The sequence below is a fragment of the Spirosoma foliorum genome (assembly GCF_014117325.1).
Classification (GTDB): Bacteria; Bacteroidota; Bacteroidia; order Cytophagales; family Spirosomataceae; genus Spirosoma; species Spirosoma foliorum.
Genome location: NZ_CP059732.1, coordinates 4,099,882 through 4,122,141, shown reverse-complemented (window position 1 = coordinate 4,122,141; position 22,260 = coordinate 4,099,882). Strand labels below are relative to the sequence as shown.

17 protein-coding genes are annotated in these 22,260 nt (G+C 45.1%); 14 read left to right on the top strand and 3 right to left on the bottom strand.

Features of this window, described 5'->3' with window-relative positions:
• Positions 1 to 2 precede the first annotated feature (2 nt).
• Together H3H32_RS17610 and H3H32_RS17605 are read left to right on the top strand one after the other, a co-directional pair.
• On the top strand, positions 3 to 1,106 hold the full coding sequence (locus tag H3H32_RS17610) for an efflux RND transporter periplasmic adaptor subunit (RefSeq protein WP_182463975.1): 1,104 nt from the start codon (positions 3 to 5) through the stop codon (positions 1,104 to 1,106).
• Between the two features lie 94 nt (positions 1,107 to 1,200).
• Positions 1,201 to 4,347: an efflux RND transporter permease subunit gene (locus tag H3H32_RS17605; protein ID WP_182463974.1), complete on the top strand. Its 3,147-nt coding sequence runs from the start codon at positions 1,201 to 1,203 to the stop codon at positions 4,345 to 4,347.
• A 55-nt stretch (positions 4,348 to 4,402) separates the two neighbouring features.
• Here H3H32_RS17605 and H3H32_RS17600 read toward each other — a convergent pair whose 3' ends face one another.
• The gene (locus tag H3H32_RS17600) at positions 4,403 to 4,690 is read right to left on the bottom strand and encodes a YXWGXW repeat-containing protein (protein WP_182463973.1); all 288 of its coding nucleotides are present in this window, start codon (positions 4,688 to 4,690) and stop codon (positions 4,403 to 4,405) included.
• A 271-nt stretch (positions 4,691 to 4,961) separates the two neighbouring features.
• Between H3H32_RS17600 and H3H32_RS17595 the strand changes: the two genes are divergently transcribed.
• The 11 genes from H3H32_RS17595 to H3H32_RS17545 all read left to right on the top strand — a co-directional run bounded on the left by H3H32_RS17595 (position 4,962) and on the right by H3H32_RS17545 (position 16,043).
• Positions 4,962 to 5,960 carry a glycoside hydrolase family 43 protein gene (locus tag H3H32_RS17595; protein ID WP_182463972.1) on the top strand — a complete coding sequence of 333 codons (999 nt, stop codon included), beginning with the start codon at positions 4,962 to 4,964 and terminating at the stop codon, positions 5,958 to 5,960.
• A gap of 159 nt (positions 5,961 to 6,119) precedes the next feature.
• Positions 6,120 to 6,476 carry a T9SS type A sorting domain-containing protein gene (locus H3H32_RS17590; protein ID WP_182463971.1) on the top strand — a complete coding sequence of 119 codons (357 nt, stop codon included), beginning with the start codon at positions 6,120 to 6,122 and terminating at the stop codon, positions 6,474 to 6,476.
• Between the two features lie 168 nt (positions 6,477 to 6,644).
• A complete protein-coding gene (locus tag H3H32_RS17585) occupies positions 6,645 to 7,754 on the top strand; it encodes a sensor histidine kinase (protein WP_182463970.1) in 1,110 nt (369 codons plus the stop codon).
• Positions 7,751 to 8,509 (top strand): LytR/AlgR family response regulator transcription factor, encoded by a 759-nt coding sequence (locus tag H3H32_RS17580; RefSeq protein WP_182463969.1) that lies wholly within the window; start codon positions 7,751 to 7,753, stop codon positions 8,507 to 8,509. The genes H3H32_RS17585 and H3H32_RS17580 overlap by 4 nt, the downstream gene beginning before the upstream one ends.
• A 433-nt stretch (positions 8,510 to 8,942) precedes the next feature.
• Complete coding sequence (locus H3H32_RS17575; RefSeq protein WP_182463968.1) at positions 8,943 to 9,869, top strand: nucleotidyltransferase domain-containing protein; 927 nt, start codon at positions 8,943 to 8,945, stop codon at positions 9,867 to 9,869.
• Positions 9,870 to 9,880: 11 nt separating this feature from the next.
• The gene (locus H3H32_RS17570) at positions 9,881 to 11,299 is read left to right on the top strand and encodes a B12-binding domain-containing radical SAM protein (protein WP_182463967.1); all 1,419 of its coding nucleotides are present in this window, start codon (positions 9,881 to 9,883) and stop codon (positions 11,297 to 11,299) included.
• A gap of 10 nt (positions 11,300 to 11,309) precedes the next feature.
• Positions 11,310 to 12,101 (top strand): class I SAM-dependent methyltransferase, encoded by a 792-nt coding sequence (locus H3H32_RS17565; RefSeq protein WP_182463966.1) that lies wholly within the window; start codon positions 11,310 to 11,312, stop codon positions 12,099 to 12,101.
• Positions 12,102 to 12,114: 13 nt separating this feature from the next.
• Positions 12,115 to 12,936: a class I SAM-dependent methyltransferase gene (locus H3H32_RS17560; RefSeq protein WP_182463965.1), complete on the top strand. Its 822-nt coding sequence runs from the start codon at positions 12,115 to 12,117 to the stop codon at positions 12,934 to 12,936.
• Between the two features lie 86 nt (positions 12,937 to 13,022).
• Entirely contained in the window at positions 13,023 to 13,691 is a 669-nt protein-coding gene (locus tag H3H32_RS17555; RefSeq protein ID WP_182463964.1) for a methyltransferase, read from the top strand.
• Positions 13,692 to 13,812: 121 nt separating this feature from the next.
• A complete protein-coding gene (locus tag H3H32_RS17550; RefSeq protein WP_220472651.1) occupies positions 13,813 to 15,252 on the top strand; it encodes a B12-binding domain-containing radical SAM protein in 1,440 nt (479 codons plus the stop codon).
• Positions 15,253 to 15,260: 8 nt separating this feature from the next.
• A complete protein-coding gene (locus H3H32_RS17545; RefSeq protein ID WP_182463962.1) occupies positions 15,261 to 16,043 on the top strand; it encodes a class I SAM-dependent methyltransferase in 783 nt (260 codons plus the stop codon).
• 95 nt (positions 16,044 to 16,138) lie between these two features.
• Here the strand turns inward: H3H32_RS17545 and H3H32_RS17540 are convergent, their stop codons facing one another.
• Positions 16,139 to 17,257, bottom strand: a complete 1,119-nt coding sequence (locus tag H3H32_RS17540; RefSeq protein WP_182463961.1) for a glycosyltransferase family 4 protein — start codon at positions 17,255 to 17,257, stop codon at positions 16,139 to 16,141.
• Complete coding sequence (locus H3H32_RS17535) at positions 17,230 to 18,279, bottom strand: glycosyltransferase family 9 protein (RefSeq protein ID WP_182463960.1); 1,050 nt, start codon at positions 18,277 to 18,279, stop codon at positions 17,230 to 17,232. Before H3H32_RS17535 ends, H3H32_RS17540 begins: the two co-directional genes overlap by 28 nt.
• A gap of 380 nt (positions 18,280 to 18,659) precedes the next feature.
• On the opposite strand from H3H32_RS17535, the gene H3H32_RS17530 reads away from it, so the two are divergent.
• On the top strand, positions 18,660 to 21,965 hold the full coding sequence (locus H3H32_RS17530) for a glycosyl hydrolase (RefSeq protein WP_182463959.1): 3,306 nt from the start codon (positions 18,660 to 18,662) through the stop codon (positions 21,963 to 21,965).
• The last annotated feature ends 295 nt before the right edge of the window (positions 21,966 to 22,260 follow it).

Below are 22,260 nucleotides of genomic sequence, written 5' to 3'. Positions count from 1 at the left end.
TTATGAAAAAGGTGCTGTATATCGTAGCCCTTGGGCTAGCTGTGGCTGCGTGCGGTCATAAAAATACGGAGACTGAAAAAGCCCCCACATCAAGTGCTGATTCGAGCAGTAGTTACCTCACGGATTCGGTTCGGCGGATGAATCCCGAAGACGAACTGACTCTGAACGGCACGGTTACCTTCGATCAGGATAATGTCGTGCGCGTGTTCCCGTTAGTGAGCGGGAACGTCGAAAAAACGACTGCTTCGCTGGGTGCTTATGTTCAGAAAGGGCAGGATTTAGCGCTGATTCGATCGGGAGATATTTCTACGTATACAAATGATTACCAAGCTGATAAGTCCGATTTGGAAGTTGCTCAACAGCAACTGAAAAACGTATCGGCACAGTATAAATCGGGATTTGCTTCGGAAACGGATTTCCTGACGGCCAAGAATAACGTTAAAAAAGCGGAAGATGAACTGAGCAAATCGGGCAATATTCTGCGTGTTTATGGGGGCAGTACGTCTGGCACGGGGCAGCCTTACTTCTCGGTTAAAGCACCCATTGCTGGCTACATCGTAGAGAAAAATGTTAACACGGGTCAGGATCTTCGATCGGATAATCAGAATCCACTGTATACCATTTCAAGTCTTCAGCAAATCTGGGTTCTGGCCAATGTGTACGAGCAGGATATTCCGGAAATTAAACAAGGGCAACCTGTTGATTTACAGGTGCTGGCCTATCCAGATAAGACCTTTAAAGGTGTCATCAGCAATATCAGCAGTGTGCTCGATGAGCAGGCTCGCGTCCTGAAAGTCCGCATTGTACTCCCGAATCAGGATGGTCTGCTGAAGCCGGATATGTTTGCCACCATTCACGTACACTTGCCAAATATGAGTGCTGCCGAGGGCGCCAAATCGCTGGCTGTTTCGCAGAAAGCCGTGGTTTTCGACCGCGATCATTATTACGTGATTCTACAAACCGGCAAGGATAAATACGAAGTCCGGGAGGTGAAGGTATTGAAAAATACAACCCGCTATGCGTTCATAGAAGGGGGTAATCTCAAACCCGGCGATATCGTCGTAACCGAAGGTAGTTTATTGTTATACAATGATTTAACGGACTAAATTAATTGTGAATGATTGAATGAGTGAATGATAGAATGTGTCAGATGGACTATTCATTCATTCTATCATTCACTCATTCAACATTATTCTCACCATGAATAAATTCATTCGCAGTATAATCACCTTCGCACTGACGAATCGGTTTGCCGTATTTTTTGGCATTGCGATCATCATCGTTGGGGGCGTGGTCGCCTTTCTGAATACGCCCGTCGAAACCTTCCCTGACGTTACGAATACCAACGTTATTGTGATTACACAATGGCCCGGTCGGTCAGCGGAAGAGGTGGAACGTTTTGTTACGTTACCGCTCGAAACCGAACTGAACTCGGTGCCCCGCAAGAGTACGCTGCGATCTGTATCGTTGTTTGGTCTGTCGGTGGTGACTATGATTTTCGAAGATGGGGTCGACAATTTTACGGCTCAAACCAATGTCGCCAACCGGATTGCCAGCGTTGACCTGCCCGATGGCGTCAGTGCCGAAGTTGAGCCGCCGTATGGCCCTACGGGTGAGATTTACCGCTTTACGCTGGAGAGTAAAACCAAAGACATTACCGAACTCAAGACGATTCAGGACTGGGTTATTGAGCGGCAGATCAAGAGTGTAGCGGGCATTGCCGATGTGGTGAGTTTTGGAGGTAAGGTAAAAACGATTGAAGTCGATCTGAACCCAATCCTACTAGCGAACTACGGCTTCACCGCAATCGATGTCGATCAGGCGATTCAGTCAAGCAATATAAACGTAGGTGGCGATGTCATTAAGCAGGGCAACCAATCGCTGGTTGTTCGAGGTATTGGCTTGCTGACCAAACCCGAAGATGTGGCCGGCATTATCATTGATAACGTGAAAGGTGTGCCCATTAAAGTACGGGATGTCGCCACGGTCAAAGAAGGATTCCAACCTCGATTGGGGATCGTTGGTCGCGATAAACAGGACGATGTGGTGGAGTGTATCGTGGTGATGCGTAAGGGCGAAAACCCGAACGATGTAATTCCGGCGTTGAAGGCGAAGATCGATGAGCTAAACAACAGTATTCTGCCCAAAGACGTCAAAATCAAGACGTTCTACGACCGGACAACGCTCAATAATTATACCCTGCACACGGTCGGCGAAAACGTACTGACGGGTATTTTCCTGGTCACGCTCATCCTGTTGATCTTCCTGGCCGACTGGCGTACTACGCTTACCGTGGCGATTGTGATTCCATTGGCCTTATTGTTTGCCTTTATCTGCCTGCGTCTGAAAGGCATGACGGCTAACCTGCTCAGTATCGGGGCGTTGGATTTTGGTATCATCATCGATGGAGCGGTGGTAATGGTCGAAGGGTTGTTTGTGATGCTGGCCCATCGAGCGGAGCAAATGGGCATGATGAAATTCAATCGTCGTTCCAAATTGAGCTGGATTGCCCAGAATGCCACCGAGTTAGGTAAATCCATCTTCACCTCGAAGATTATCATCATTACCGCTTTACTGCCCATTTTTACCTTCCAAAAGGTAGAAGGAAAGTTGTTCAGTCCCCTGGCCTGGACCATTGGCTTTGCCCTGACGGGTTCGCTGATTGTGAGTCTTACGCTGATTCCGTTGCTGTGTAGTTTGTTACTGAACAAACAGGTGCGTGAACGGCACAACCCGGTGGTTAATGGGCTGGAAAGAGCCTATGTGCCCGCCTTGAACTGGGCCATTCGTCAGCCCGCTTCCATCATGGGTATTGCGCTTGGTTCGCTTGGCTTATCGGTTTATCTGTTCCTGTTTCACATTGGTTCGGAATTCCTGCCGCAGTTGAACGAAGGCTCTATTTACGTACGGGCGAGTTTGCCTTACTCGGTTGCCTTAGACGAAAGCTATACCTACACCCGCAAGTTTCGGGCAATTTTTGAGGAGTTTCCTGAGGTGCGGGGCGTTATTTCGCAAACCGGCCGCCCGAACGACGGTACCGATCCAACGGGCTTTTTCAACAACGAATTTTTCGTTGATCTCTACCCGAAAGAAGAGTGGAAGCGAGACATCACTAAGGATGAACTTGTTGAGCAGATGCAGAAGAAACTGGCTCGATTTAAGGGGATTTCCTTCAACTTTTCGCAGCCTATTTCCGACAACGTAGAAGAAGCTGTATCGGGGGTAAAAGGCTCGATGGCCATTAAAATTGTGGGTCAGGATCTGGACGTGCTGGACAAAGAAGCCACCAAAGTCTTTAACGTCATGAAAAAAGTGCCTGGCGTAAGCGATCTGGGCGTGTTTCGAAATCTGGGGCAACCGGAGTTTCGGATTCAACTCGATCCGCAGAAACTGGCTTTGTATAACGTTCCCACCGATGTTGCCCAGTCGGTTATTGAAACGGCGATTGGTGGTAAAGCCGTGACGCAGTTCTACGAAGGCGAGCGCCATTTCGATATTAAGGTTCGGTACGATGAACGGTTCCGATATTCACCAGAACTGATTGAAAACTTGATGGTTCCCACGCGTTCGGGTAGTAAAATTCCGCTTAAGGAATTGGCCGATATTGGTACACGCTCAGGACCAGCCTTTGTCTATCGGGAAAACAACGCCCGGTTTATTGCTATCAAATTCTCCGTTCGTGATCGCGATTTGGGCAGCACGATTGCCGATGCCCAAAAACAGGTGGCAGATCAGATTAAATTACCGCAGGGATTCCAGATGCGTTGGGCGGGGGAGTTCGAAAACCAGACCCGTGCTGAGAGACAATTAGCGATTGTTGTCCCCATCAGTATTACCATCATCTTCCTGATTCTGCTGTTTACGTTCGGTAGTGCACTCGATGCCACGTTGATTATCCTGAATGTACCGTTTGCATTGATTGGCGGTATGCTGGCCCTCTGGATCACGGGCATCAATTTTAGTATCTCGGCGGGGGTAGGATTCATCTGTCTGTTTGGTGTATCGGTGCAGGATGGGGTTATTCTGATCAACCGGTTTAAGGAAAACCTGCATAATAAACTGCCTATCAGCGAAGCCATTCGGGAGGGGGCGCTCACACGGGTTCGACCGGTGGTGATGACGGCTCTCATGGCCTCGTTAGGGCTTTTACCCGCAGCCTTATCGACCGGGATTGGCTCCGAAACCCAGAAACCATTGGCTACGGTTATGATTGGGGGACTGATGACCTGTACGGTGCTGTCGCTCCTGATTCTGCCCGTCACTTACGAACTCATTCACAGTCGACGCGCTCGAAAAGAGTTAGCCCGTCACGAATCGAAAACGGTTGATTTGCCAAATCATCCCTAAAACCAAAGAGGGGTCAGGTTTTCAAACCTGACCCCTCTTCATTTATACTATTTTCTTATCGCCAATAGCCATTAACCCAGACATTGCCCCGACGTCGGTGTACCCAATAGCCAGGTACCCAAACGGCACGGTGTCGAGGTGCCCAGTAGCCAGCCCGATAGCGGTAATTTGGACGGTAAGGCCGAGCAACCCATGCCTGACGATGATATTGCATAGGTGGGCGCGCGATAACGACACGAGTTCTGGGTGGCATAGGCCGGCGTACATAGACCTGTGCATCCGCATAGACAATTGAACACAAAAGTAAACCGGAGAAAAGCAGACTTTTAAGGATGGTTTTCATAACGATTTAGAATTAAGGTATCACTTGTTGAAAGGATTCCAGCTTAAGCGTATTGGTATAGTCGGCTACGTTTAAATTGGAGACTCACTACTATGTAACTGCATAATACCGCTTAGAGTTAGAATTGGCCTGTAGGTTTAATGGAAAGTAAATCTGTTAAGAATTTAAATTTCATGTGACCAAAGTAGTATCATGACGATCGTCACTTACACTAGTTGAAAGGATAACATCTGGTATTAGTAGTTTAATGAGCATAGCAGATCGATATACAATGCGTACTAAAGCGTTCCTACTGGCGGTATTGATGGTAATTACCGTGACCTCGACTTTTTCGCAAAACCGAGTGCCAGTATTTAAGGAAGATGTGCCTCTGGATTCTATTCGCCTAAGCGATCCGTTTATTTTGGCCGACAAGGCTACCTCAACCTACTACATGACCGGGACAGGTGGGCTGTTGTGGAAAAGTAAAGACCTGAAAAAATGGGCAGGCCCGGTCGTCATTGTCAAAACAGATCCGAATTCCTGGATGGGAAAGAATCCTATGATCTGGGCCGCCGAACTGCATCAATACAAAGGCAAGTACTATTATTTTGCCACCTTCACGAACCGGGACGTAAAAATTGATACAGTCGGTGAGAATATTATCGAACGCCGTGCCAGCCACGTTTTAGTCAGCGACAAAGCCGAGGGGCCTTATGTTCCCATGCAGGATGCCACCTACCTGCCCGCCGATAAGCCTACGTTAGACGGTACTTTCTGGATAGATAAAGATGGAAAGCCTTATATGGTTTATTGTTATGAGTGGCTGCAAAATCTGAATGGAACTATTGAAAAGATAGAGTTGAAACCCGATTTAAGTGGGTCGATAGGCGAGGGGAAGCTGCTTTTTCGGGCGAGTGACAGCCCGTGGAGTCGCGAGAAAGTGAATGATAAAGTTGGTCCGAATAAAGTAACGGATGGGCCTTATTTATTCAAGACAGGCTCCGGCAGGCTGGGCATGATCTGGACCAGCTGGATCTACGATGTGTATACTCAGGGTGTTGCTTACTCGAAAAGTGGCACGCTGGATGGCCCCTGGATACAGGAAGCCAATCCGATAACTCCGCCGAATTATGGGCATGGCATGTTGTTTCAAACACTGGATGGCAAGTGGTTAATGTCGCTTCACAGTCATAGAAAGAGCAATGGTCGTACAGTACGGGTTCCTCACCTGATAGAGGTAGACTTTTCTGGCGATAAGCTGGTGGTTGGTAAGCCTTATATACCTTAACTGGTTCGGGAAATTAAACGAGTGTCCATTTTTATTCATCCCCTTAAAACCTTCACTCATCCGGCGAATGTCGATGTTCGGAAGCTTTGATTTTCAGGACTTCAGGGTTGAATCTACTTTTGATTCGTCAAACAAAAACACGTAAACAATAGACAAATCATGAAAAAGATTCTTCTTCTGATTGCAGGACTGGTAGCCAGTTCAGCATCGTTCGCTAATCAACCTGTTGCTCAGCCTTCAGCTCCTCAGACGCATGTAATAATGACTCCTGAGCATAAAATCAAACTTTATGTTCAGCCTTTGCAAACAAAAGGTCAGGTTACCATTCTGGATGCTAACGGTCAGCCGGTATACACATCAAACGTAGCATTGCAAAAAGGGTTGAGTCAGCAGTTCGACCTGTCTAACCTAAGTTATGGTACGTATCGATTATCCCTGGCAACGGGTTCGCAAACGCAGACGAAGACGTTTGTTGTGCAACCCAATCCGAATGAGAGCTTTGTTGTTCAGGATTAATCATTGCCACGCATCGATAGGAAATAAGGTAATATAAATAATTAGCCCTGGACAGAAACAAGCATCGACCGATGTCTGCCTAGGGCTAATTTGTGTTTATTGTAAATAGGAAGAGAAACGTGGCGAAGAAGTAGCCAGTTGGCCTAGTTTTCTTTTTACTAATCAATTATGGTCGCAAAGCTAACGTACCGGCAAAGATGGCAATTAGCCATTCGGCTGCTGTTTCTGTATTCACCCCTTACGCTCTATATCAACCTGCCCGAATCGGTTCGGAGTCTGGGCAAGGTGGTCGAATTACTACCATTTATAGCTGCTATTTTCCTGATTGCACTGGGTTTATACTTCATCTGGATTTCGGCTACGGACTGGATTCAAAATCAACTATTTCAACGATTTGGCGAGGAGTTTTTGCTCGATTTCAACTGGCGGGCACTGATATTGACCATGCTTATTTCGCTAGGATTGGCTGTGTTGTACGCTCTGGTTTTTCAGCTGATCATCACTGGGTTATTTAAGCTAATTTTTTACGTTGGGCTGATTCCCCAACACTCAGAGAAATCCCAGCCGTTTACGCCCGAAGTGTTTGCTTATCTGCATCGGGTAAACAATGTGTTTAACCTGGTTATCATGTTATCGGCCTTTTATCTGACACTTATTTCACGATCGTACCAGCAGTTAAAAGATGTGCAGCTCCGCGCCGAACGGTCGGAAAAAGAAGCTGCGCTGAGTCAGGTCGAAGCCCTGAAACATCAACTGAGCCCGCATTTTCTGTTCAACAGCCTGAGTATTCTTACGTCGATGGTGCATGAGGATGCCGATCTGTCCGAAAAGTTTATCAAGCAACTCTCCAAAGTGTATCGCTACATTCTTGAGCAACGGGATCAGGAACTAGTTGCTCTGAAAACCGAAATAGAGTTTATCAGAGCCTATACATTTCTGCTCCAGATTCGTTTCGAAAACAAGTTCGATGTGCTGATTGAGATTACGCCAGCGGAGGAAGAACAGTATAAAATTGCCCCCTTATCGCTTCAACTGTTGGTCGAAAATGCAGTGAAGCATAATCGGATGTCGATAACCGAGCCATTGCAGGTGCGTATCTATTGCAAAGGCGATGTGCTGGTGGTAGAGAACCCCTGGTTACCGCGCAATCAGCCTGATTTCTCGACTGGTATCGGCTTGAAAAATATAATCAATCGCTATGCGCTGCTAACACCCAGACCGGTATCGCATGGTCGGCAAGATCAATCGTTTGTTGTTGAAATTCCCCTTTTATCATGAACGTCGTCATTATTGAAGATGAAGATCGCAATGCGCGCCAACTGGAGCGTATGCTGAAAAAATATGATCCCACCATTCATATTCTGACACAATTGCCATCGGTAAAAGATGCGGTTGAGTGGTTCAGCACGCACCCAGCACCCGATTTGGCATTCATGGACATTCACCTCGAAGACGGGCTCGTTTTCCGGCTTTTCGAGCAACTAACCTTAACGCTGCCCATTATTTTCACGACGGCCTACGAGGAGTACATGATCAAGGCCTTCAAGGTAAACAGCATCGACTATCTGCTCAAACCAGTTGATTACGACGAATTGGTGGCTGCTCTCGAGAAGTTCAAAACGATTCGATCGAAGCCGGAGCTTTCGGACTTGAGCGCGCTTTTTCAGATGATGCAAAAACCGCAGGAAAGCCGGTTTCGAGAGCGATTTATGATTAGCATTGGGACGAAAATTCATAGCGTGGAGGTGACGAGCACAGCCTACTTTTTTTCGGAAGAAAAGGCCACCTTTCTCGTGAACAAAGACGGCCATTTTCTGCCACTCGAATATAGTCTTGACCAGCTGGCAGGCATGCTAGACCCCAATCAATTCTTCCGCGTCAACAGACAATTTCTCGTCGCGCGATCGGCAATTCAAACCATTCACGCCTTTTCGGCAGGGAAACTAAAGCTGGATTTGCTGCCACCCGCCCGCTTAGAGGTATTTGTCAGCATGAGCCGTATGTCGGAGTTTAAAGACTGGCTGGGGCGTTAAGGTTGGTTCTACATCTAAATCAACGAACTTAAAATTGGATTAACCATAATTTAGGCAGGACGGCTTTGGTTATTTTGTTATATTGTTGGTATTCAGTGGTATGTAATTTTTCGCAGTAGCCTGTGGTATTAAAAAAGAATTAAACTGTTGTTCTGCTAGTAAAAAATGTTCTACAAGGGTAGCCCACGAGCCAATAAAAAAAGCCACTCTAAGTGGCTTTTTTTATTGGCTCGTGGGCATAATCATATCCGAGTAGATGCGCTTTCTGAAAAGAAAATTTAAGGGTTGCGCAACCCTTCTAAATAAGCTTCCGTATTGCTTCTATAAAAATAGAAAATAGTTCACGGACTGATTGTAGTAGGCAACCCTTTTTATGAGGGCAATGGATTGTATTTTCTGTTTTTTTAATCAACTGGTATAAATACTCAACCTATTGGCTAGTGAATTCACAATGGTAACAGCTAGGTCCAATCCACTTAATTGGGAAGTTAAGAAACGAGATACGTTAAATATTCTTGTTTATTCTCATATTTTTCAATATCCTCTCTCTGAGAAAGAAATTTTCGAACGAGGTAAAATAGAGGCTGATGAATTAGTCGTATGTCTTTCAGAACTTGTTAGGGAAAGAAAGATTTTTTTGATAGACAATTTCTATTGTTTACGTAATGATAAAACAATCATTGAAAGGCGAAAAAATCGTAACAATAGAGCACTGAAATATATGAAAATAGCTCGAATTGTTACTCGAATTATAATTAATTTCCCTTATATCCGTGCTGTATTCCTATCGGGGTCTATCTCTAAAGACTGTGTGGACCCTGATAGTGATATTGATTTTTTTATAATTACTGAACCTAAGCGATTATGGATTGTTAATTTTTTTTGTAGCTGTTTCAGACGATTCTTTTTGCTGAATCAATCTAAGTTTTTCTGCTATAATTATTTGATTGATAGTAAGCATTTGTCTATCGATGAACGTAGTTTATATACAGCTATCGAGCTTAAGACATTAGTGCCTCTATTTGGTTATAAATACTATAAAGAAATGGCTTTAGAAAACTCGTGGGCAGCTGATTTTTTTCCAAGATTTTCACTCTTGCCAGATAAGGATGTTACAAAAAAACAGTCATTTATTCAGAAGGTGTTAGAAAAATGTTTTAATAATGATTTGGGAGAAAAGATGGATAAGTGGTTGTTAGATTATTCTATAAAAAAAAGGAAGAGGAAATTTAACCCCATACTTTTCGAGCAACCTAATTATTACATAGACCTGCAAAGACATGTAGCCAAGTCTCATATTCTTGCTAAATACCCTAAAATTATGAATAGTTACACGCAAGGTATTAGTGAGATTGCATAGTTTAATAGCAAATGAAAAGGAAGGTATTACTGACTAACACCTATTTCTATCGCTTTGACAAAAAGCAATGGAAAGCACAGAAACCATATCCTCCTTATGGGACGATTCTGGCTGCTGCCATATTGCGTAAAGCGGGCTACGACGTTTCTCTTTTCGATACAAACTTAGCGAAGTCAACGGCCGAGATTGATCCTTATCTTACGAATACAAAGCCAGATTATCTGGTCATTTTTGATGATAATTTTAATTACCTCAGTAAAATGTGCCTCACGGTTATGCGAGAGGCTTGTTTCGATTTGATTCGATACGGGAAAGCTGCTGGCTGCCAGATAATTGTTAACAGTTCTGACGCTACGGATCATTATGAAAAATACCTTCAGGCTGGTGCTGATGTTGTTTTATTAGGTGAATCAGAGCAAATGCTTCAAACAGTTTTAGGCAGAGATTTAGCTAATCTTGGCGAACTGAAAGGAGTGGCCTTTATGAAAGATCAGTATGTTGTGCATATTCCTAAAGGAGCCAGTTTGCCTGCTCTGGATGAATACCCAACGCCAGCTTGGGATCTCGTACGGCTTAGTGATTATGAAAAAATCTGGCAGCAATCGCATGGCTATTTCTCTCTGAATATTGCTACTACACGAGGTTGCCCTTTTAAATGTAACTGGTGTGCAAAACCCATCTATGGTAAGCGCTACAATTCCCGATCTCCGCAAAAAGTGGCCGATGAATTGAGCTATCTGGTTAGCCAGGGAGCCTCTCATTTTTGGGTATGTGACGATATTTTTGGACTAAAACCTGGTTGGGTAAAGGAGTTCAGGCAAATTATTAAGGAGAGAAAGCTGAATCTTAAGCTGAAAATTCAGTCGAGAGCGGATTTGTTAGTAAAAGAAGATACGATTCAGGATTTAATCGATGTGGGCCTTGATGAAGTTTGGATAGGAGCGGAGAGCGGTTCGCAAAAGATTCTGGATGCTATGGATAAGGGCATTACCATTGCTGAAATAGAACAAGCTACACAAGGTTTGCAGCAGAGAGGAGTTAAAGTAGCTTTCTTTTTACAATATGGTTATTTAGGCGAACAGTGGGAGGATATCCAAAAGACCCTGACTATGGTGAAACGGCTCTTACCTGATGATATAGGTATTTCCGTCTCGTATCCATTGCCAGGAACTGGGTTTTACGAGAAAGTAAAAGCGCAACTTCAACGTAAGCAAAATTGGGAAGATTCTGATGATTTGGCTATGCTTTATAAAGCAACATTCTCAGCCAAATTCTATCGACGCTTGCACGAATACACGCATCGGGTTTATCGGAAAGAGAAAGCAGTTAGAGGTTGGCAAAAGAGCTCTGCAAAGGCCTTGCTGAAGCTACCATACTTATGGGCACGTGAGCGGCTGAGCTTTCAGGGAGTGAAGCTACTTCTACCTTAGACCAAAGACGATGATGCGATATCTGGACTATCTGGCTCAACAGAATAAACCTTATCTCCACGCAAAAGGTGAGCTAGCGACTGAACACCTGATCCAGTGGCTTGATTGTCAGCCAGAAGAGCAGATTTTAGAGTTTGGTGTTGGGACAGGTGGCACGTTGGTCAAAGTTGTATCTCGATATAGGCAGACAACTTTTTGGGCTGTCGACAAGTCTAAGATAATGATTAAGAAAGCTTCGAAACGATTGGCTTTTTGCTTGCTTAAAGACCGAGCCACTATTAAGAGAATCGGTCAAAACCAACTGAATGATTTCGCGGATAACTCTTTCGATAAGGTCTATGTTGAGTCAGTTTTGGGCATACAAAATGGCCCGACATTATGTGAACTGATAGCTCAATTTAGTCGCTTATTAAAGCCTGCTGGTAAATTGATTTTTAATGAAACCATTTGGCTAATGAGTACCGATATGATAGAAGCCACGGCATTCAATATATCTGCTATTGAACAATTTGGCCTTCCTCAGGCAAGCACGGATTATCCGTATCTGAACGATTGGAAAGCGTTGTTGGAAAAACATCATTTTACGGTTCTAAAAATTGAAAAAGTAGATGTATTAAATAGGATTCAAGTGAAGGAGAAAATCAATGAGAAACTTTCTCATCTGTTTACCACATTGGGTAATCTTTACGGAAAAATGTTTTTAATGAAAAGAACCCAGATTTTTGAACAAAGTTTTAATCTGTTTGCATCTGAACGAAAACTGATGGAAGGGTATCTGGTTATGGCTTTAAATAATAAATGAATTGCTTGAAATTATGCTGAATCATCTCATCGAAAATGAAGCCGCTAAAATGGCATTTACAAAACAGTCAACTGTTTTCGATCAGACGTATGGTGATAATGAAATTGTTCAATATAAGCGGATGAAAATTCGCAATCATTTTGAAAAACAGTTAAAATCAGGCAGCTCTATTTTAGAATTGAATGCTGGTACCGGGGAAGATTCTATTTATTTGGCACGTCAAGGACATTATGTACATGCTACTGATGTTTCGGAGGGGATGCTACGTCAGCTAAGCCAGAAAATAATATCCGCTCAACTATCAGATTCGGTTACCTATGAACAAACATCTTTTCTTGCTTTAGAGAACCTGACAAAAAGTGGGCCTTATGATGCTATTTTTTCAAATTTTGGTGGGCTGAACTGTACAAATCAACTTGATAAAGTATTACACTCGTTTAGTACTCTAGTAAAATCAGGTGGAGTTGTAACGCTAACGATTATGCCACCTTTTTGCCTATGGGAATTTTTACATGTATTTAGAGGATATTTTAAAGTAGCTTTTCGTCGACTGTTTGCTAAGAAAGGAGCTAAAGCACATATTGATGGCATTCATTTTTTATGTTGGTATTATCAACCTTCGTATATTATTGAGCACTTAAAAGAAGAATTTGAATTGATTGAATTAGAAGGAATATGTACCATTGTTCCACCTTCGTACATGGAGACTTTTCCTGAGCGATACCCAATGTTGTGGGATTTTCTGAAAAGAGCAGAAAATAGCTTTAATCGTTTTTACCCGTTCAATAGGATTGGTGATTATTATACGATCACATTGAAGAAACGTACTGCATAAATAGAACGCAGATAATTATGATTAACACTGATTAAATCATAATTATCATAAGAGGCTGCGCTCTATTGTAAATAAAATGTAAACGGATGGATATTATAAAGCGTACGCGAAAAACGTTTGGAAAATGGGTGCTCATACCCATTACCCGATATTATTTGTCCAAAGAGAGAAAAGTAACAGTTGGTACTATTCAGCTAAAAATTCCGCCTGGCGTATTTCATCCGACCTTATTTTCAAGTACGCTTCTTTTACTGGAATTTACTGCTACCCAATTAATAGGAGGGCTAAAGGCGCTTGAATTAGGGGCTGGATCTGGACTATTATCTATTGCGATGGCACAGAAAGGAGCCAATGTCACAGCTTCAGATATTAATCCATTAGCGTGTACTGCAATTAAAGATAATGCACAGATAAACTCAGTAAATATTGATATCGTTCATTCGGATTTGTTTGCCAAGCTTAGCGGCCGATTGTTTGATATAATCCTCATTAATCCTCCCTACTATCCTAGAGACCCGAAAAATGATGCTGAAAAAGCCTGGTTTTGCGGTATTGATCATCTATATTTTAAAAATTTATTCCTTCAACTAGCCTATTTCTTAACCGATACGGGCTATGCGATGATGGTGCTTTCAGAAGATTGTCACATTGATAGAATCCAGCAATTAGCTATTGAAGGGAATTATCGGTGGGAGCTCTACGCAACTCCGAAAAGAAAAGGCGAGATGTATTATTTAATTAAACTATCCGCTTAGGTAATCTGTCAGGGCCAATCGATACTCAAACGTTATCGTAATGAAAGTCAGAACGAAGGTTATACTTTTTAATCCACTTGTAACTAAGTACAAGCCTAGAATTCCACTGTCTATTTTGCAAGTGGCAGCGTCTATTTATGGAAAATATGACTTTGTTTTGGTGGATGGCAATCGCGAAAGTGATCCCTGGAGTAAACTGAAAAATTATCTGGATACGGGAGAATATGCCTATTTCGGCTGCACAGTTATGCCCGGTCCGCAGTTGCGCCAGGCTATTCCGTTTACGAAGAAAATAAGGGAAGAATACCCGCATATCATAACCATATGGGGCGGTTATTTTGCCTCCAATCAATACAAAGTATCGCTGGATTCTGGGTATGTCGATTATATCGTAAATGGGATCGGTGATTTGGCGTTTCCGGCTTTGCTGGATGCGTTGGAAAACACGCAAGATCTGCGTCGAATCAATAACTTAATTTTTATCGATAAAGGGACGCTGGTCAAAACCCATAAAATCACCTCGATTGATATGGATTCACTGCCTGTGCTTCCTTATCATGAACTCGAGAAATTTTATCCCATTCAGTCTTATTTCGGAAAGACGCATCTGGGACGAAAGACTACCTTATATCATAGCAGCTTCGGTTGCCCGTTTACCTGTTCGTTCTGTGGCATTGTGCCTATTTTTGAAGCACGATGGAAAGGCTCATCGGCCGAACGGCTGTATCAGGATGTCAAATATTTGAAAGATACTTATGGTGTCGATTCAGTTGAGTTCTGCGATAATAACTTCTTTGTCTCCGAAAAGCGCGTTCGGACGTTTTGTGAACTGATTGAACAAGACCGTATTCAATGGTGGGGCGAAGCACGCATTGATACCCTTGACAAGTTTTCGGACGATACACTGGCCCTGATGAGTCGGGCGGGTTGCCGGATGATTTTCCTCGGTGCCGAGACAGGTAATGAAGATACGCTGAAAGCCATCGATAAAGGCGGTACACAAAATGCAGCGCAGATGATTCGCTTTGCCGAGAGACTGGGCCGGTTTAATATCATTCCTGAGTATTCGTTCGTACTCGGTTTCCCCGCCGAAACGCAGCAGCAGGTGATGGCCATGATTGATGACGACATTGAGTTTATCAAAAAGGTAAAACAGGCGAATCCGGCTACTGAAATCATCATGTATGTATACAGTCCGGTGCTCACCGAAGGCAGCGATTTATATGAGAAAGTGAAGGCCAGTGGGTTTGTTTTTCCGCAGAAGCTAGAGGATTGGCTGGCCCAGGAATGGAAAGGGTTTGATCTTCGCAAAAATCCGCTTACGCCCTGGCTGAGGGCGTCAATGGTCGACAAGATTCGCAATTTTGAAGTAGTGTTGAATGCCCGTTTTCCGACAGCACAGGATGTGAAGTTAAGTTCGTTTCAGCGGAAAGCTATTTCGGTTCTTTCGAAGCTTCGATACCGAACAAATTTCTTTCATTTTCCCCTTGAACTTAAACTGCTACAACGATTTTGGCTTCGATACCGGCAACCAGAAACAGAAGGAGCTACAATGCTTTAATGCGTACTATGGCTATTCATCAATGCATAGAACAATCGCCTACTATGGAAGGCGTTTATTTGCTCTCGCCTTATATGCCTGAATGTACGCACGAAGAAGCCTATCTGCAGGTTCGAACAAAAGAGGATCGGGTGATGAGTGACGATTTAGTTAACCTACTGCCTGACTTACCCGATGGCACTCCACATGCTCAGGAATGGCAACTTCGAAAACAAACGGCCAATCGTTTTTGCCTGGATTTAGCTCAGTCCCAAACTACTACGCGCATTCTGGATTTAGGCTGCGGTAATGGCTGGTTTTCAGCAAAAATGACTGCCTTACCTCAGGTATATGTGGTAGGCCTGGACCTGAACCTGCCGGAACTGCAGCAGGCACAAAAGCTCTTTGGCAGCCCTAAACTGACTTTCTGCTATGGCGATATCTTGACGGGCTTATTCACCCCTGAAAGTTTTGACAGAGTGGTACTGAACGCTGCCTGCCAATATTTCCCTTCCATCGAAAAACTCGTAACGGTACTGTTTGATGTGTTAACACCGACCGGCGAAATCCATATTCTGGATAGTCCTTTTTATGAATCTCAGGACGTGGAAAGCGCCCGTAAACGAACACAGGCCTATTACCAACAGTTGGGCCATCCGGAAATGGCACACTATTATTTCCACCATACATTTCAGGAATTAGCGCCTTATTCTCCGATTTATAAGTATAGAAAAGCGAGCATCTGGCAACGGTTATTAAGACAGAATCGGAGCCAGTTTCCCTGGGTTGTTATTCGGAAAAAAAGGGAGTGAATGGGAGTTATTTTTTAACCGCAAAGAACGCTAGGGCCATTTACAAAGGTCGCAGAGGGTCTGGGGATTTTGTGATCTCTGCGGTAAAAATATAGCTAAATCGCTGCTAACATCTGATATAAGCCACTATAGCATTGGTACTGGATTTTCCAATCATGACGTTTGCTCCAGGCAATGCCGTTTTTTCTTAACTCCTCATAATGAGTAGGATCATCTACTAACTGAAGCACTTTTTGCGCTAACTCATTAGCATCGCCTACTGCTGCAGCTATTGTAGCGGTTCCCTCAAGGTCGGCAATCAGGCCTACTCGGGTACCACATACCACCACGCCTGACGCTATAGCTTCATTGACCACCACCGCCTGCGATTCCCATAGGGATGTATGCAATAGAATATGGGTCTTCGCCAGCCATTCTTGAAGCTGGTTATTGGGCTGGTAGCCATGGAAATAAACAGTATCGGCCAACCCTAGCTTCTTCGCTAACAACTGCATTTCTCCGTGCAAGGTATCCAGGCCAATCAAGTCCAAACGTGCGTCTACCTGTTGACTAATTCTCTGAAAGGTGTGGAGTAGCGTCGGAATGTCTTTGACTCGATTTAAATTGCCCACATACAGAAAACGATAAGGCGGCTTAAGGAGTTTGGGAACAATAGAAAACTGCGCTAAATCTACACCAAAGGGGATGACTACCAGCTGCTTTACAGTGAGCTTAGTGGTGATTTTTCGAGAGTGGTGCTGAGTTAAGGCTACAACAACATTGGCGTGCCGAGCAATTTGCTGAATCAGTTTTCGCTTAAACGTGGTCTGGTAAAGGCCATAGTTGATCGAAGATAGATTGGCTACTTCGCCCCCCATAAATGTTACAATGGTTTTAAGTCGCAGGAAATTCGCCAACTGTATGGCCCAGAAACCCGCCGGATAAGCCCAGAAAGCGTGTATAATGGAATACTTTTTTTGCCGATGCTGCTGAAGCATCTTAAAGCCGATGTAGGCCATCCGAACTAAAGTGCTGCGTTTTTCGCTGAAGGGTGTGCCAATCAGCTGGTATCCGTTGGGTTGGTAATTGTCGTCAATCCGGACCATCGAAAACACGGTCAGGTCGTAATCCCTAGCAATAGTTTCGCAGAGTTTAACCAGGCAGACTACACCTTCAGAACCTATGCCTACACCCACTCCGCCGTAAATCAGTACCGCAATTCGTTTTCTGGCCATTGGGTTGCAAGTAGTTTTTTACCTAGTTCCACAATCATTGCGGGGTCGTACCGACTTAAGCAGGGCGGCACTGTGCCGAAAGAACAATCGACTTGCATACAATTGCCACAAGGTAGATCGTCCGAATTGAGAATAACCATATGAGTGCCTTCCTGCGCGCTCCGATACTTATGGGTTGACCCAATCAAGGCAATTGTTGGTCGTTTCAGTGCCCAGGCCATCTGCATGAGTCCGGAGTCTTCGGAAATGACAAGGCTCGTTTTGGCCAGAATCGTAAAGGCTTCTGAGAGCGTTGTTTGGCCGACCAGATTAATCAAGGCGTCACCCAGTTCCTGTTTAAAAAAAACGGCTTTCTCGGCGATTTTCGGAGTACCCAGCACCAGAAACTGAGCATTCGGATAGCTGGCCAACCAGAGTCGGGCAAATAGAACATAGTTTTCGGGCGCCCAATGACGACTGGCAAAAGCGCCTGCTGGATTCAGGACAATTAACTGTTTTTGACTATCCCAACCCTGTTCAGCGAGCATCGATAGGCCCAGCTTGTTATCCTTAAGCACTAAAACAGGATGTTTAAAATGACTAATTAACCCCGTTTGCTGAATCGCTCTCAGGTTGCGCTCGGCGGCAGTAAAGGGCGTAAATCGCTCAAATTCCGTGAAGGTTTTACCCACAAAACTGCGACTAATAATCTTCGAAAATGTATTGGCCTGTAAGTCTAAAACAGCGTCGTATCGCCTTAAAAGCAGTTGGGGTAACAGACGCAGTGTGCAGGCGAGTTGACGCCATCGACGATGACTATCTGTAAACGTAATTACCTTGTTGACAGCCGTTATATGGCGAGCCAGATCGACTTGATTGGCTCGGGTTAAAAAGTCAATGCGCGTATTTGGGTACTGATCCTTAAGTTGTTGTACAAACGGAAACGTAATGATGACATCGCCAATGGCCTGAAGCCGAATCACTAAAATCCGTTTAGGACTAAATGGGTGATTCCACTTTTTTGCCTTGGCTGCGAAAAGCATATATATGACTTAAGTGTATAGAAAGCGTTGAAAGGTATTAGCAGAAATCTTAATGCCTTTGTCTGTACGGAGAAGCTGACTGTTCAGTTGCGTTGGTGTTACAACAACCTGCCCTTAAAGAGTTGATGGCAATGCGCAAAAGCTATCGCAAAATAGGACTACTGATTTTCGCCCAATTCAAACAGACTAGCCTTTATTAAAAACACTTGTAATTTTTCCATGAAAAAATAGTGGAAAATGGGTAAGTATAGGCTAGCTGCAATGAGAATCCCCTTTACCTTTAATGCGTAAACAATACATATTGGCGATTAGACGTAGGCAATTACCCTTGTTTCTTAGTGCCTAGCTATTACTTCCTTTAACCGATTGAGTCAATTAATATGAACAAAAAAGTACTCCTGGCTTGCTTGCTTCCCGTGCTTGCTGCAGGGCAGCCCGCTCCACTCCAACAAGGCTTTCAGACTCCGCCAAATGCGGCTCAACCGCGCGTTTGGTGGCATTGGATGAACGGTAATATCACCAAAGAGGGCATTACCAAAGACCTTGAGTGGATGAAACGCGTTGGTATTGGCGGCTTTCAGAACTTCGACGCCAGCCTGTTTACGCCCAACGTTACCCCAAAGAAGCTCGTGTTCATGACACCCGAATGGAAAGACGCTTTTAAACACACGACCAATCTGGCAAAAACGCTGGGTCTCGAAATGGCCATTGCCGGTTCGCCGGGCTGGAGCGTGACGGGCGGCCCGTGGGTGGAGCCCAGAGATGGAATGAAAAAATACGTCTGGACCGAAACCGTAGTTGAGGGAAATAAACCTTTTTCGGGAAAACTGCCGCAACCCTCATCGGCTGCGGGTAAATTCCAGAACGTACCCCTGGCTTCAGCGAATGTACTGGGCGGGCCACCGAAAGAAATACCAAGTTATTACGCCGATGCAGCTGTAATTGCCTATCGGTTACCGGCTGCCGAAAAGCCATTATCAGCCCTGAATCCGAAGATTACGTCGAGTGGAGGCACTTTCGCACTGGCTGATCTAACCGATGGCGATTTGGCTAAAACGACGATGCTGCCCCCTATGGAAGTGGGGCAGGATATGTGGATTCAGTTTGAGTTCGACCAGCCGCAGACGTTCAAAGCATTTACCATCGTAGGGGCACCCGTTGCTGGTGAGTTGGCCGAATTTCGGGGAATGCCCGATAATCGGGGCCTGAAAGTAAGTGACGATGGCGTAAACTTCCGTGATGTCGTGATTATTCGGGGCAGCACCGTATCGCAGAGCACAATGGGAATTTTGCCTACAACGGCTAAAATTTTCCGTTTCACATTCAAAACTGAAAAACCGGAAGGTAGCCCGTTTGCAGCTATGTTCGGGGGTAGTTCGGCACCGGGTAAGCCGCAGGGTGTCCCTGTCGCTGAGCTAGTGCTGCATAACACCGACCGGATTGACCTTTTTGAACAGAAAGCCGGTTTTGCTGCCTGGAAAGAAAGCACGCACTCGCTCGTGAAAGCTGATGCTGACGCTATTCCATCTACCGATGTGGTGGATCTAAGCACGAAAATGAACGCCGATGGCACCTTGAACTGGACACCGCCAGCGGGCAAATGGGTAGTTATGCGGCTGGGCTACTCGCTCACAGGCCGGGAAAATCACCCTGCATCACCCGAAGCCACTGGCCTGGAAGTTGACAAGCTGGACAAGATCGCTGTTCGGAAATATATCGACACCTATCTGGATATGTATAAAGACGCCACTGGTGGCCAAATGGGCGCTCAGGGACTGCAATATATGGTACTAGACAGTTATGAGGCTGGCCATATGACCTGGACGAAGGATATGCCTGCTGAGTTTCAGAAACGACGGGGGTATAGCCTCACGCCCTGGCTACCCGTTCTGGCGGGCCGGATAATACAGAGTGCCGAAGCCAGCGAGAAATTCCTGTGGGATTTTCGCAAAACCATCGGTGAACTGATTGTCGAAAATCACTACGAAGTAATTGGTGATGCACTGCACGCCAGAGGGATGAAACGGTATACCGAATCGCACGAAAACGGCCGGATTTACCTGGCCGATGGTATGGACGTAAAGCGCCTGGCCGAGATTCCCATGTCGGCGATGTGGACGCCGGGTAGTCTTGCTGGAGGTAGTAATGAGGAAGTTCGGAGTGAGGCCGATATCCGGGAAGCGGCTTCAGTAGCGCACATCTATGGTCAACCGTTTGTTGCGGCTGAGTCGATGACATCTGTTGGAAATGGGTTTAGCTGGCATCCTGAAAAACTGAAACGGACAGCCGATCTGGAAATGGCCTCGGGGCTCAATCGCTTTGTGATCCATACATCTGTCCACCAGCCACTTGATGACAAGAAACCAGGGTTCTCGCTTGGGCCTTTCGGGCAGTATTTCACCCGACAGGAAACCTGGGCTGAACAGGCGAAAGCCTGGACAGATTATCTGGGTCGGAGTTGCTTCCTACTTCAGCAAGGAAGACCTGTTGTGGATGTGCTGTACTATTATGGGGAGAACAACAATATCACGCAAATTTGTGCGGAAAAACTCCCCGATATTCCTGCTGGTTACGCATTCGACTTTGTTAACGCTACAGCGCTGAAAAATGCATTGCGGGTTGAGGGAGGAAAGATTGTTGCGCAAAGTGGTCAGCAGTACCGCCTATTAGTGTTGGATGGATCGGCTAAACTGATGACGTTACCCGTATTGAAAAAGCTAGGCGAACTGGTGAAAGCTGGACTGAAGGTAGTAGGCGAAAAACCGGAACGCTCCCCAAGTTTAAGCGATAACCCGGCGGAGTTTACGACGTTGGTTAACCAAATCTGGAGCAACCCAAATGTGTCGACCAAACCAATAGGGACGCTATTAGGTGAGATGGGCGTGCAAAAAGATATGGATATACTTCATGCGAACTCCAAAATCCTATATGTGCATCGCCAAACTAACGACAGCGACATTTATTGGCTGGATAGCCGGAGTGAGAATCCAAGCGAAGCCCAAATCAGCTTTCGGGTAACTGGAAAAGTGCCTCAATTGTGGAATCCGCAAACGGGTAAACTGGAGAAAGTATCGTACCAGCAAAAGGACGGCCGGACAATTATACCACTTACGTTTGAGTCGTGGGGAGCCTATTTCATTGTTTTCCATGATAAATCGACAGTGGCTTCGTATACTACCCCTGCCGTTACTGAATCGCCGGTTGCCAGCATAACGGGAACCTGGAACGTTCATTTCCAGGAAGGCCGGGGCGCTCCGCAACAGACCACAATGACTTCGTTGGCATCGTTGACGGAGAGTGCAGAGCCGGGTATTAAATATTTCTCCGGCACGGCTACTTACGACAATTCGTTCGATTTGCCAGCGAGAAGTAAAAACGCATCTTATCTGCTCGATTTGGGCGATGTGAAAAACATTGCTGAGGTGATTGTCAATGGTAAATCGGTGGGAACTGTCTGGAAGAAACCGTTTCGGGTCGATATCAGCGGGGCTTTGAAACCAGGTCGTAATTCGGTACAGGTTAAGGTGACCAACTTATGGGTAAATCGCCTGATTGGTGATGCGCAACCGGGCGTAACCAACAAAATTACCTATACCACTTTGCCGTTTTATCGAGCCGATTCGCCAGTGTTGTCGTCGGGTTTGCTGGGGCCAGTGCGCGTGTTGTCCGTTACGACGGCTAAATAATGTGGGCTATATTTTTGTCATCCCGACGAAGGAGGGATCTTAAAGTATCCCCAGTTGAGCGTAGTATTAACTACGTTCGAGTGTTATCCGGTCTCTGACCGGGGGAAATAAATTGGAAAACCGGTCGGAGACCGGATAACAACACGGCGTAGTCCAGAGACTACGCCCAACAAAGTGATTGCTATTTTTTGTCATTCCGACAAAGGAGGAATCTTAAAGCCCCCTTGTTAGATCAGCAAGAGACCTTAAGATCCCTCCTTTGTCGGAATGACAAAAAATAGCTAAATTTTTATTA

Excerpts from the sequence above, each read along its gene's own strand:
- H3H32_RS17565 (WP_182463966.1), top strand. The coding sequence starts at position 11,310 with ATGATGCGATATCTGGACTATCTGGCTCAACAGAATAAACCTTATCTC.
- H3H32_RS17530 (WP_182463959.1), top strand. The coding sequence starts at position 18,660 with ATGAACAAAAAAGTACTCCTGGCTTGCTTGCTTCCCGTGCTTGCTGCA.
- H3H32_RS17610 (WP_182463975.1), top strand. The coding sequence starts at position 3 with ATGAAAAAGGTGCTGTATATCGTAGCCCTTGGGCTAGCTGTGGCTGCG.
- H3H32_RS17580 (WP_182463969.1), top strand. The coding sequence starts at position 7,751 with ATGAACGTCGTCATTATTGAAGATGAAGATCGCAATGCGCGCCAACTG.
- H3H32_RS17545 (WP_182463962.1), top strand. The coding sequence starts at position 15,261 with ATGGCTATTCATCAATGCATAGAACAATCGCCTACTATGGAAGGCGTT.
- H3H32_RS17590 (WP_182463971.1), top strand. The coding sequence starts at position 6,120 with ATGAAAAAGATTCTTCTTCTGATTGCAGGACTGGTAGCCAGTTCAGCA.
- H3H32_RS17535 (WP_182463960.1), bottom strand. The coding sequence starts at position 18,279 with ATGCTTTTCGCAGCCAAGGCAAAAAAGTGGAATCACCCATTTAGTCCT.
- H3H32_RS17585 (WP_182463970.1), top strand. The coding sequence starts at position 6,645 with ATGGTCGCAAAGCTAACGTACCGGCAAAGATGGCAATTAGCCATTCGG.
- H3H32_RS17605 (WP_182463974.1), top strand. The coding sequence starts at position 1,201 with ATGAATAAATTCATTCGCAGTATAATCACCTTCGCACTGACGAATCGG.
- H3H32_RS17560 (WP_182463965.1), top strand. The coding sequence starts at position 12,115 with ATGCTGAATCATCTCATCGAAAATGAAGCCGCTAAAATGGCATTTACA.
- H3H32_RS17570 (WP_182463967.1), top strand. The coding sequence starts at position 9,881 with ATGAAAAGGAAGGTATTACTGACTAACACCTATTTCTATCGCTTTGAC.
- H3H32_RS17595 (WP_182463972.1), top strand. The coding sequence starts at position 4,962 with ATGCGTACTAAAGCGTTCCTACTGGCGGTATTGATGGTAATTACCGTG.
- H3H32_RS17600 (WP_182463973.1), bottom strand. The coding sequence starts at position 4,690 with ATGAAAACCATCCTTAAAAGTCTGCTTTTCTCCGGTTTACTTTTGTGT.
- H3H32_RS17540 (WP_182463961.1), bottom strand. The coding sequence starts at position 17,257 with ATGGCCAGAAAACGAATTGCGGTACTGATTTACGGCGGAGTGGGTGTA.
- H3H32_RS17555 (WP_182463964.1), top strand. The coding sequence starts at position 13,023 with ATGGATATTATAAAGCGTACGCGAAAAACGTTTGGAAAATGGGTGCTC.